Here is a 12,265-nt window from a genome sequence, read left to right as displayed (position 1 = left end):
TCGTGGGTAAATCCCGCGTGGGCCGGGATTGAGCAAATTTTAGGCCGAATCCGGCGTTGTGAAGGATTCGTCGCACTTGGACCGGCGCCAACCGTCCCAAGTTAGGTAGGGGACCTTAAAACAACAAAGATCCCGAGGAAACTTCCATGGACGGTGCGTCATTCTGACACGGTTGTGGCGCGGCAGGTGCCGGCGCGGTATCGCGAAGGCTGCCAACCGCATTCCATCGAGCACCATCGTCGGCTTGCGGCAGGACCGACAAACCACGGCGCTGCATTTCCGGCAAAAGCTTGCGGACGCAGGCAAGTGGCAGCCGATGGTACACGCGTTGAATCCCATGCCAACAGCGGACCAAATCAGCGTGATCGACGGCCTGATCGAGTTGTGCTTCAAGGGCGGCACCAACGATTTCGTCATCCGATTGCAGGGAACATGGTTTAAAGGATTTGCGATGAAGGGGGGTATTGCCGTGCGCCCCAATCTGATCGCGGTGTTTCTTGGTGGCGTACCCTTTGTGAACCGCGAAACCATAGTCGGGATAGGCCGCGGCGGCCCGTTTCATCACCGCGTCGCGACTCACCTTGGCGACAATGCCGGCGGCAGCCACGGCGCTTGCGCGACTATCGCCTTTGACGAGGGTCAGCGCCCAAGGCAGGCTCGGCGGTTTTTGGTTACCGTCAATCACCAGCGGGCTGTCGGGATCGTATTCGGGCGCGACACACTCAAAGCCGTGTAAGGTCGCGCGCAGTATATTAAGGTGATCGATAATGATGTTGCCGATTAGGGCGGTGCGCACACGGGTCGCGGCCCCCAATATGTGGGGATACAAAAATTCGCGCTTCTTCTCGTCCAAGGTTTTTGAATCAGCCAAGGCAGGGAACCAAGGTAAACCGGCGACCGCGGCGGGATCCCAAGTCACCGCGGCAATCACGACTGGACCGGCCAAACAACCGCGACCGGCCTCGTCGATGCCGGTCATCGCGGATCCTACGAATGTGTCGCGATCAAACGAAAAGTGGGTGATGGGATGCTCTCCTGGTTGCGGTGGCCACGATACCTTAAACGACAAAACCAACCAAAACGCCGCAAAAAAATATGCATGACAAGGAATTTTGCAGGTCGGCGACGCCCGGAACGCGTTCGAACCCGCCTCGCTATTCTCGAAGTAAACGTGCCAGGAAACAAGCCCCGCCACCATGCAACGTCGCATTTCTTTAGGGCGTACAGAATAACGTCCCCACTGCAAACGCGCAAATCACCCTTCCCGGGGAGCACGACGGGTAGGAACCCACACCAAGAAAAAAACAGCGGATACGGCCACTCTCTTGAGTTCCAGCGGTTCATTGTTATAATATGCAGTCCTGGCGTCCCGCACAGGACGTCCTCTCTGACATGGGCCTATAGCTCAGTTGGTTAGAGCACCCGGCTCATAACCGGGTCGTCCCAGGTTCGAGTCCTGGTGGGCCCACTCATGTTGGAAGGAGAGTTGATTGCGATTGACAAACGGCACGAAGTATTGCTCCCCTCGAACAAACAGAATATTTTTTTCGAAGAGCCGAAGGTGTTCAGTCCAAATGACTGGAAACACCTTTTTTTTATGCCAATCGCTCCTGACGCAAGCGGAGCTTGCGTTTTGCTCTGTTCTCGCGGTTCTCGCGTGGAAAGAGCTCAAGGTGAACCAATAAGCGGAGGAAGTTTTGAGAGCAGCATTAAACGCGCTTAGGGATTATCAAGATGTCTTGGTGAGAATCGCCGAGCTGGATCGTTTGCTATCTTTTGTTCCCGACGAAATCGTCCAAATGGAAACGGATTGGAAAAACACACAAGCACGCGCCGAGGAACTGAAAACGCGACAAGAGAAGCGCGAAAAAGAGATTCGCGAGAGCGAACTGAAGCTGGCCGAACTCAAAGAAAAAGAAACCAAGTTCGACGGCGACCTCCAAGAAGTGACGAATAACAAAGAGTACCACGCAGTCCTCAAAGAGATCGACACGGCCAAAAAGAACATCAGTGTGATCGAGGAAGACATCTCCGGCGCACGTCAAGAAATCAACGAGATCGAAACCGAGCTGGCCTCGTGCAGCGAGCAGGAAAAAGAAGCCAAGTCGAAATTCGACACGGCGATGGCAGCACACAAAGCCGCCATGGGCGAAAACGCGCAAGAAAAAGGCGAAAAAGAATTAATCCGCGAGAAACTGGCGGGAACCGTACCACCCGACCTTCGTCGCAAATTCGACCGCATCGCCGCTCGCCGCAACGGTGTCGGCTTAGCCTTGTGCGTCTCAGCCGTGTGCCAATCCTGCCACGTCCGTGTTCGCCAGAACATTGTCGACCGATTGCGCCGCTTTGATCGCATCATCACCTGCGAATCCTGCAAACGCATTTTGTTCTTCGCCGACACCGAGTAATCCCCATGAATGCAGCCGAACAGGACATGCAGCAACGCCTGGACACGCTTAATCAAATGATTGATACGGCGCTCGACACCGCGTTGCGCAACCGTTCCGGCCTGACCCTGGTAGCCGTCAGCAAACGACAACCGCTGGCGGTGATCCACCAGGCCTACCAATTGGGCATTCGCGATTTTGGTGAAAGCCAAATTCAAGAAGGGGTTCCCAAGGTCAAGGCCTGCCCGGACGATATTACTTGGCATTTCATCGGCCACCTGCAAAAGAACAAGGTTCGCAAGGCCGTTCTTCACTTCCACTACCTCCACAGCATCGACAGCCTCAGCTTGTTGCACCGCGTGGACGCCATTGCCACCGAAGAACGGGTTTGCCCCAAGATCTTTCTGCAAGTAAATTATGCGCTGGATTCGGATAAATACGGCCTCCACCCGGAAGCCGTGGAAACCGTGCTGGAAGCAGGTTTGGCCATGAAACATGTAGCCTGCATCGGCCTGATGGGTATCCCACCCGCCAACGCCGACGATGAACGCATCCAAGCCTATTTCCAAGGCATGGTCGAACTACGCGACCAACTGAAAGCGCGCTTCCCCGATTGGCCCGGCAATTTGAGTTTGGGCATGTCGGGCGATTTCCCGCTCGCCATCCAGGCGGGCAGCCATTACATTCGCGTCGGCAGCAAAATCTTCGGAGACCGCATCTAGATGCTTGTATTCAAAGTCTTTATCGGAAACATGGTCGTTGCCGCCCTCCAGGCCTACAGCTGGATCCTGATTGCGTACCTGATCGCAACTTGGTTTGTGCAAAACCGCTACGCGGGCTGGTTCGTGTTTCTTTCAAGGTTGGTTGACCCACCCCTAGCCTGGCTTCGCCGTGTCACCAAGAACAAGCTCACCATCGGCATGCTCGATTTAACGCCACTGGTCCTCTTCTTTGCGATCCACCTCCTTACCAGCATGGTCAGGAGCATTTTCTTCCGCTAATCGGGTGATCACCACGCCTTCCGGTCGCACCGCGCCAAAGCCCATGTTACAATCGGGTTCCTTTCCCGATGACATCCCACCGCACCCTCCCGGTCGCGCTTTCATCCGCCACATATGGGGTGTTATCACCCGTTTTTTGGTCAAAACCCACAAGTCCTTGCCCGATCCTACCGAAAAGCCCTTTGCGTGACGCGGTACCAATTGTACTGAGCGCGCTTGCCGGTTCCACCGAAAGAAGGGACCGCCCGCAACCATCTGAACACGGCAACCCTGTTGGAAACCGCATTTATTGGGGAGGTATAACGTGATCACACCCCTGGAGATCCAGAACCACGAGTTCACCTCGCGTTTGAGGGGCTTCAACCCCGAAGAAGTGAAGCATTTTTTGTACGCGGTCGCGGAAGAATTCGAGAAACTGATTGAACAAAACCACCAAATGGCCCAGGAACTGGCCGTCTCTCGCGAACGGATTAAAGACATGGAATCCCGCGAGAAAGTCCTCAAAGACACCTTGGTTTCTGCACAGCAAATCAAAGCAGACATTCAAGAAAACGCGGTAAAAGAAGCCGATTTGATTGTCAAGGAAGCACAATTAAAGGCCGACGCACTGCGAGAGCGCGCCCGCGAGGACGTCCGCACCACGCAAACCCACCTGGCCGATTTGCGACGCACCCGCAACGATTTGCTGGCCGAGGCCGAAATGATGGTCAGTCGCTTTACCCACTTCGTAGAGGCCGAACGCGATTTGGCCAACGAGGCGGATGCACTTCAAAAATTGTCGTTCATGCCGCCCGCCGGGCGCGAGGAAGACGCCACGCAGGACGAAGATGAACACCGCTTGGTACAACTCGAGAAAAAACCGAACAATCAACGTATAAGGAAAGGAACCGGATCATGACCTCCCCCACCTGCTATGTCGGCATCAGTGAACTCTTCAGCGGCACCGGCCGCGCCGGCACCACCCGTACCGAGGCGGTGCAACGCATCGCCAATGCCGCGATTTTGGTGCGCGGTGAACAGATTGAACACGTCGGCCCCGAAAGCGAGGTTCGTGCCGCCTGTCCAGCGGACACCCGGTTCGTCGACATGCAGGGCAAAACCGCCATTCCGGGTTTTGTCGATCCGCACATCCACCTTGTTTGGGGTGGTGATCGCTCCGGGGAATTTAACCGCCGCCTGCACGGCGCCGGTTATGTAGAAATCGCAGCCGAAGGCGGCGGCATTAAATCAACGGTACGGCAAACGCGGGCCGCGAGCGCGGATGCCTTGGCGACCAAGGCACGCAAAACCTTGGACACGATGCTGCTCCACGGCATTACCACGATTGAAGCCAAAAGCGGCTATGGCCTGGATCGGGCAACCGAGCTGAAGCAACTCGACGTCATGGATCAGCTCAGCGCGGCGCATCCTATTGAAATGATCCAAACCTTTATGGGCGCTCACGAAGTGCCACCTGAATACGCGGGACGCCCCGGCGATTATATCGACATGCTCAACCAAGAGCTTTTGCCCGAAGTTAAAGAGCGCGGCACGGTCACCTACGTGGATATCTTTTGCGAGAAAAACGTTTTTGAGCTCGAAGATTCCCGCAAACACTTGCAAGCCGCGCTTGATCACGGCTTTAAGATTCGTCTCCACGCCGACGAGCTCTTCCCCCTGGGCGGTGCAGGCTTGGCCGCGGAGTTAGGTGCCGTCTCAGCCGACCATTTAGTCCATGCATCCAAGGAACACCAACGCGCCATGGCCGCGAGTGGAACCATTGCCACCTTGTTACCCGGTACCAGTTTCTTCCTGCGCGCGGCCTATGCCGATGCGGCATCGTTCCAAGAAGCCGGTTGCACCATTGCACTCAGCACGGACTACAATCCGGGCAGTTCCCACACCATCTCTCAAGCCTTAATGATGGCCCTGGGCTGTATGAAGATGGGCATGACCTTTGAACAGGCGTTCTTGGCGGTCACCCTTAACGCTGCCGCCGCCATTGAAAAGGCTGATACCCACGGAACGCTAGAACCGGGAAAACAGGCCGATATTGTTTTTCTCGACACGCCGGGCGCCATGCATCTGGTTTATTATTGGGGCGTCAACCACGTGAGCGATGTGGTCAAAGCAGGACGGCGGGTCGTCACCGACCGACGTTTGATCACGACTTAAACCACGCGCGCTCGTAAGGACGGTTTCAGAAACCCACCGGCCCACCGCAACCTTTCTCAGCTTGCCTATCACCGACAAGCTGTAGGATTCGGTTGCAGGTTTGGGCCGAGAAAAGGCACACCGGTGGCTTCCTTTATTTCCTGCAAAAGCTGCAGTGCCCCGATCCCCGGGGACCAAATCGAACCCGCGCGCCGCATCGCCCATTGCACCGCATGCGGTGCGGTGTTTTTGATCCACGCGGAACATAGCCCAAGCGCGAAAAGCGTCGCCAATGTTGAGATCCACCTCAAGGAAGACCATCTCAAGGTAGTACGTCGCTGGTACCGACCGCACATGTGGTTGTATCTGATGATGGCGATTTCCTGGTCCGGGGTTGTCGCCGGTTTTCAACTGATGCAACTCGGCGGCGGTCGATTGTGGACGGCGGTGATGGTCGTCAATGTTTTGTTTGCCGTCATTTTGTTTTACGGCTCGCTGGCGGGGCTCCTTAACCGCACCCGGATTTTGGTGGGCCGCGGCCGTTTGATCAAGCGCCACTTTCCGGTACCTTGGCACGGCAAATTAAAACTCGGTACGGACCAGATTGATCAGTTTTTCTGCACCGAGGGACGCGAATTCCGTCAGGGACGTGCCTACCCTGTCTACCAACTCAATGTTTTTTTAAACAGTGGCGTCCGTGTCCCGATCCTTCGCAACGTAAGCAGTCTCGAAACCATCCTTTTTCTTGAAAACCAGATCGAACAATTTTTAGGTATCGAAGACCGGCCGGTAGACGGGGAAACTTTTAAGAAATTCCAAAAGCATACCAAGCCGGCTGAATCCTAATCCCTTGAGCCGGGCTACTTCGCGACAAACCGGAACAAGCAGCAACGCCCGAAAACGCTCAAAATATCGCAAGCAGATACCGTCGCCAGAATTGAGATCGCCGAAACAACGATGAAATAAAGCGCTTTCCAACGCGCGCCGGCCCGCATTGCTTACAAGGATTCGTCGCGAGAAGCCGAAAGCCTTGTGAGTACGAAGATTACAACCGAGAGACGGCACAGGGGTCCGACCTATCGGGGTCCGACCATTCGGGGTCCGACCTATCGGGGTCCGACCATTCGGGGTCCGACCTATCGGCGTAGCAGCTGAGGCGACGGCGGCTTGACCGAGTAATGCGGAAGGCCGCCCCCTCGTAGTCGCATGGGTTGCCCCGTAGCAGAAGCAATGCAGGCCAAGAATTTGGTGAGAAAAACGGGCTGGAGCCTTTTTGGATTGAGCCCGTTTGCCGATGCTAAAAATGCGATACCCGGGTCCTCATCAAACGAACCCTCGCCCGTTGGAATATTTTTATGAGCAGAAAACCCTGCGACAGCCTCATTCCTATTTTCAAGGCCTGCTTCGATGCAGCCGGGCAACACCCCGATAACAGCCCGGTGATCACGCGCCATGGTCGGTTGTTATTGGAAGCGATGGATTTTTGGTTGCGTACCGACGGGAGCCTAACCATTCGCATCGACCCCGGCCGCGTTCAATTCAATCACCAGGTGGAAACCAAGCCGCAACTCAAAGACCAAGCTTTTGCTTGGTTTGAGGACTGTTGCAGGTCACGACATATTTTTGAAATTTTGATCCTACGCGACACCTCGGTGGAAGACCTAATCCAGCTCATCGCGCTTTTTCATCGTGATGCCTACCTGTTTGCCAACCATGCCGACGCACCCCATTGGTTGGCCGAGGCGGGTGTTCATCGCATTCAAATCAATCCCCCCTCGGTCGAAGACAGCTTCACGGTTCAAGTACCCTTCAGCATGGGGCGCGGTTATTTTCCCGACCAAGACCGCGAGGCCGACTTTCACCTTCCCGAACAGACAGCAACCCCCGCCAAAAAAGCCGGCTTGGTCGAAAACCTCTTCATTTCACGAGATGACTTTGACACCTTGCGTACCACCATGACCCATCTCATCGCCCAGGGGCACATGACGCGGGTTGCCGACGCCCTCACGCTGATGCGCAACGATCTGCGTTCTTTGGATCGGGATGATCGCGAACTGGCCTTCTCAAGCTACCAAGTTGTAGTCCGTATTTTGGTTGAGACGGAGCAGACCAAAGCACTGTACCGGATTGTTAAGGCGATGCCGTTTGATTTGCGGATCTGCCAAGAGTACGATCTGTACCGCATTCACCTGGTCACCTTCACCAGCATCCTGCAACACTTTGTCGACAAGAGTAAATACCGCCCCTTTCTCTACGGCTTAACGGTTTTGGCTGAGCAAAGCCTCCGTCACCGCGATCCCTTCAAATCCCTTCTTGAAGACCATCTCAAAAGTTTTTTAACCCCGCACCTGTTGGAATCCATGGTTACCAAAGCAGAACGTGACCCCGACCTGCGCAAGCGAATGCACATTCTGTTTCGCGAACATGCGCTGGGCATTTTCAACACCTTGTTGACCGTTCTGTTTGAAACCAAAGAACGACGGTTACGCAAGGTCATTCTCGAAACCTTACACAACATGGGCACGGTCATTTTTCCAGACGTCCTCAATGAATTGGATCAGGCAATCAGCGAAAACAAACCCTGGTACGTCAAACGCAACCTGCTCCTGCTGTTATCGCCCAAACCCCCCACCGAGCTGGTACCACGACTGTTGCACCTCGACCAACACGAAACCGGCAAACGGGTGCTGCGTTTGGTTCACAAATGCCTTTTCCGCATTGAAGACCCTCGCGCTTTTGACCGGGGTTATGACCTCATCAACCGAAACCTCGACAAGAAAGAACCCTTGCTGGAGTTGCTTCCGCTCGTGGGTGAAGGCGGTTTGGCGGAATACGGCCCGCTGTTGATCGGCATCGCGGAAAACCATGATGACGCCTCAATTCGATTGGCGGCCATCGCCACTCTGGGCCATATAGAAACACGGGTAGCCCAGGATTACCTCAAATCGATTCTTGCCAAAACCAGCTTTTTCAAAAAACGCTCCTCAAGCAAAAGGCGTGTGGCGGCGGTCAAAGCCCTGGCGATCCACCCACAACATCTCACCTATCTCGCCACCTTCATCCAGGATAAGGACGAACAGGTACGACAAGCCTGTCACCAAGCGCTGTCTAGCGAGAATTAGCCCGCTTTTCTCATGAGGATTGGTCGCGAGGGCGCATCATTTGCGTTTTTCTCGCAAGAACCGCGACCCTTTAGCGAACAGCCATGTGAGCAATGCGGGCTAATCCGCGACTTTTTTCCCGTGGTTTCCCTCGCAATTGCAATCCGCTTGCCTCAAAATGCCACCGAGAGGGAGGCACCGTGGCAGAAAACTCTTGGAACGAGCGGGTATGGCAAATGGTGGCAAAAATTCCCCACGGCCGAGTTGCATCCTACGGTCAAATTGCCCGGATGCTGGGTGCCCCGCGCAAAGCACGTCACGTGGGCTATGCCCTTGCAGCAACACCCAAGGATCGAACCATTCCCTGGCAGCGGGTCATCAACAGCCGCGGCATGATTTCATTTCCCGTCGACAGTCATCAGTACCGGTTGCAAAAAGCCATGCTGCTGGAAGAAGGCGTGGTTTTCAGCGACAAGGACCGAATTAACTTACGAACCTTTGGTTGGACGGGCGAACACCCATAAAAAAAGGCGCGATGCCCAAAACAGCACCGCGCCCGAGTGGAAGGTAAAGCCCGTTCGCTTAACGTGCTACCTGAATGTTCCAGTTGTGGTGGAGAATGTCCAAAATGGTGAGTTCCTCATCACCATCAGCATCAAACTCGAGGTCGCCTGCAACCCACTCTTGGATTAAGAAGTACAAATCCTCGATGTCGTTACGGCCGTCACCGTTGGGATCCAGGCTAACAGGACTGACCACAATGGTGACCTGGTCGGTCGCCTGAGAACTGCCGGCGTCTGTAACCGTCAGCACATAGGTCGTGGTTACCTGTGGGGCCGGGTCAACCGTAAAGGTTGCCGCGGTGCCCAACACGGTTGGATTCCCCAAGGCGGTCCAGGCATAGCTGAAATCAGGTGCGCCGCAGAAAACACTGTTGCGTAAGGTGATGTTTTCTAAACCTTGGGCGGTGTTTTCAGTAATGATGTCTGCCTGAAAGGTGCTGAACAGACGCGCATCCCCGCTGGTCTCAGAATTACAAGGACCGGTGACAACACAAGAATAGGTGCCGTTGTCGCCTCCCTCAACGGGATCAAAACTAATGGTGGCGCTGGTTTCACCCGCTAGATTCTGACCGTTCCGACGCCATTGGTAGGTCAAGGGACCGTCCCCACTTACCGATACGGTGAAACTGGCTGTTTCGCCGGGACACGCCTCGGTATCGGCGGTAATCGAATCAATGGTGAGGGGTTGATTAAGCGTCAAGGTAACGGCGTTACTGGTGACTTGACCACAATCATCGGTTAAGCGGCAGCTATAGCTTCCGGCATCCTCGGCCGCAAGATCGGTGAGATTCAAGGTCGCCGCGGTTGCACCGGCAATGGGTGCCCCCTCCTTGAGCCACTGGTAGGTGAAACTGCTCTCGGTGATGCCGGCCACGGTGAAGTTGGCGGTCCCACCGGGACAATAACCGGCGGGGTCGGCGGTTGGATGGGTATCAACCGTCGGCGGGGCCGCCACGGTTAAGCTCGCGGCGGTTGAGGTGGAGGAGCCACAATCACTGCCCACAACGCAGTCGTAGTTGCCTTCATCGCCTTGGGTCAAGCCGGTGAGTGTCAGGGTCGCCGAGGTTTGCCCCGCAAGCGTTGCACCATTTCTACGCCATTGATAGGTTAAGGTCCCTTGACCCGATGCCGTGACGGTAAAGGTAGCCGACTGGCCCTCACATTCCGTTTGGTTTTGGGGTTGCTGACTGAAGGCCGGCCCATCCTGCACATTGACCACAATCGGATCGGAGGTCACCGGACCACAGTCGTTGGTAACCACGCAGGTGTACGACCCGGCATTCGCGAGTTGAATATCGGTTAAGGTGAGGGTTGCATTGGTGGCACCCGCAACATTTTGGCCGCCCAGGCGCCATTGGTAAGAGAGGACCCCGTCACCCGTTGCGGTAACGCTTAGGGTTGGCGAATCGCCGATACAGGCATCCACGGTACCGCTCACGGCAGTAATCGACACGGCATCGATCAGCGTAACGGTTGTCGCGTTACTGGTCACCTGCCCGCAACTGTCGGTTAAGCGACAACTGTAATCGCCCGCGTCACCCGCGCTTAAACCGTTGATGGTCAGGGTCGCACTCGTTTGACCCGCGATGGGACTGCCACCTCTTAACCACTGGTAACTCAAGCTGCTTTCAGTGTTACCGGCAACCGTTAAGGACAAGGTCCCGCCCTCGCAGTAGCCGCCAGGTTCCGCGGAAGGATGCGTGGTCACGGTCGGCAAGGCGGCCACGGTGAGGGTCGCCGCGGTTGAGGTGATGGTGCCGCAATTACTGGTAATTTGACAGTCGTAGCTACCTTCATCGCCTTGGGCCAGGCCCGTAAGATTTAGCGTGCTCGATGTTTGGCCGGCAAGCGGGGATCCGTTTCGACGCCATTGGTAGGTAATCGAGCCGTCACCCGAGGCACTTACGCTAAAGGAAGCCGACTGCCCTTCACACCCCGAGGCGTTTTGTGGCTGAAGGTCAATCGTGGCGCCTGGAAGAACCGTTAGCGAGGCGGCATTCGAAGTGGTTGAGCCACAACCGTTGGTAACCACACAGCGGTAGGAACCGGCATCACCCGCCGTAATGTTGGTCAACTGCAGGGTAGTTCCGGTTTGACCGGGGATATCAACGGTGTCTTTCTGCCATTGGTAGGTAACACCGGGTGTGTCGGAACCCACCGTGAAGGCCACGGTGTCGCCGGTGCAGCGGTTAAGCTGGTTGGATGGTTGCGTTTGAATCGCGGGGTTGGCGGTGAAGGTAATCGAGGCACGGGCATTGTCCAGGTTAAAGCCGAATGCATTAAAGTCCCCATCACCATAAATATTGCCATTGGACAGTTCAGCATCGGTTACCGCGCGAATGACCAACTCACCCGCGAGAGGATTCGCGGCGATGGGCAATTCGAGAATCCCAACCAGGGTTTCCTGGTCACGAACCGTTGTGAAGAAGGGCGCAAAATTTACGACCGTTAAGGTGCGCAAAGCAGGGAAGCCGGAACCCGCGTTATCAAAACTAAAACTTACCGGGTTACTTGTCAGTTGAGGAAAATCTAAAACCGTGCCCTGACCCTCGGTGGCGCTGTTAATCATGGTGCTGCCACTGCAATCCGGGGTGCCCGAACTCGTTTGGACCCGGTTGGTCAGATCGGTTGCGGGACTGGTAATCCCGGTTCGGTCAATATCAAGCACGGACAAGTTGGACACCCAATATTCACCGGAACTTCCATTTACCAGGTTATCGGCCGGCCCTTCCATCGTTAACGAAAGAGATATCTGAGTTAAATCCGTCCCACCTACATCATCGACAATACTCACGGGAATTTGAACACAACGCTGGTTGGTAATTTCTGAGACACAAAACTGGTAATCGCCACGGATAATGACGCTTATCTCAGCCGATACGTTCGCAATTGAAGCCAATACGAACACACAGGTAAGCAAAAACCGGAGCCTTAGGGACCGTTTCCGAATGTTATCCTTCATATGACCTATTCCTTTAAATTGAAATTGGTTTGTTGTCGCACCGTCGCCGGCATTCCGTCGACGGGATGGGTGGGGTGGGGCGCTTATTCTTCAAGCATGCAGATTTTCAAACGGGAAT

General features: G+C 55.2%; 10 protein-coding genes and 1 tRNA gene. 9 read left to right on the top strand and 2 right to left on the bottom strand.

Going from position 1 to position 12,265, the window contains the following annotated elements:
• Positions 1-115 precede the first annotated feature (115 nt).
• The gene (locus J3U88_RS00195; protein WP_207856093.1) at positions 116-979 is read right to left on the bottom strand and encodes a ribonuclease HII; all 864 of its coding nucleotides are present in this window, start codon (positions 977-979) and stop codon (positions 116-118) included.
• A gap of 415 nt (positions 980-1,394) precedes the next feature.
• Between J3U88_RS00195 and J3U88_RS00190 the strand changes: the two genes are divergently transcribed.
• The 9 genes from J3U88_RS00190 (at position 1,395) to J3U88_RS00150 (ending at position 9,146) form a co-directional block, all read left to right on the top strand.
• A tRNA-Ile gene (locus J3U88_RS00190) sits at positions 1,395-1,468 on the top strand.
• Between the two features lie 229 nt (positions 1,469-1,697).
• Positions 1,698-2,408: a zinc ribbon domain-containing protein gene (locus J3U88_RS00185; RefSeq protein WP_207856092.1), complete on the top strand. Its 711-nt coding sequence runs from the start codon at positions 1,698-1,700 to the stop codon at positions 2,406-2,408.
• Between the two features lie 5 nt (positions 2,409-2,413).
• Complete coding sequence (locus J3U88_RS00180; protein ID WP_207856091.1) at positions 2,414-3,109, top strand: YggS family pyridoxal phosphate-dependent enzyme; 696 nt, start codon at positions 2,414-2,416, stop codon at positions 3,107-3,109.
• Positions 3,110-3,388, top strand: a complete 279-nt coding sequence (locus J3U88_RS00175) for a YggT family protein (RefSeq protein WP_207856090.1) — start codon at positions 3,110-3,112, stop codon at positions 3,386-3,388.
• Between the two features lie 304 nt (positions 3,389-3,692).
• Positions 3,693-4,286, top strand: coding sequence for a DivIVA domain-containing protein (locus J3U88_RS00170; protein ID WP_207856089.1), 594 nt, complete (start codon positions 3,693-3,695; stop codon positions 4,284-4,286).
• Complete coding sequence (hutI, locus tag J3U88_RS00165) at positions 4,283-5,542, top strand: imidazolonepropionase (protein WP_207856088.1); 1,260 nt, start codon at positions 4,283-4,285, stop codon at positions 5,540-5,542. The genes J3U88_RS00170 and hutI overlap by 4 nt, the downstream gene beginning before the upstream one ends.
• Positions 5,543-5,665: 123 nt before the next feature.
• Positions 5,666-6,367 carry a hypothetical protein gene (locus J3U88_RS00160; RefSeq protein WP_207856087.1) on the top strand — a complete coding sequence of 234 codons (702 nt, stop codon included), beginning with the start codon at positions 5,666-5,668 and terminating at the stop codon, positions 6,365-6,367.
• A 509-nt stretch (positions 6,368-6,876) separates the two neighbouring features.
• The gene (locus tag J3U88_RS00155; RefSeq protein WP_207856086.1) at positions 6,877-8,643 is read left to right on the top strand and encodes a HEAT repeat domain-containing protein; all 1,767 of its coding nucleotides are present in this window, start codon (positions 6,877-6,879) and stop codon (positions 8,641-8,643) included.
• Between the two features lie 179 nt (positions 8,644-8,822).
• Complete coding sequence (locus J3U88_RS00150; protein ID WP_207856085.1) at positions 8,823-9,146, top strand: methylated-DNA--[protein]-cysteine S-methyltransferase; 324 nt, start codon at positions 8,823-8,825, stop codon at positions 9,144-9,146.
• A gap of 58 nt (positions 9,147-9,204) precedes the next feature.
• On the opposite strand, the gene J3U88_RS00145 is transcribed toward J3U88_RS00150, so the two are convergent.
• The gene (locus J3U88_RS00145) at positions 9,205-11,853 is read right to left on the bottom strand and encodes an immunoglobulin domain-containing protein (protein ID WP_341535168.1); all 2,649 of its coding nucleotides are present in this window, start codon (positions 11,851-11,853) and stop codon (positions 9,205-9,207) included.
• Between the last annotated feature and the right edge of the window lie 412 nt (positions 11,854-12,265).

This window comes from Acanthopleuribacter pedis (genome assembly GCF_017377855.1).
Lineage (GTDB): Bacteria > Acidobacteriota > Holophagae > Acanthopleuribacterales > Acanthopleuribacteraceae > Acanthopleuribacter > Acanthopleuribacter pedis.
Note: the sequence above shows the minus strand (reverse complement) of the source record. Positions and strands in the feature narration are given on the sequence as shown.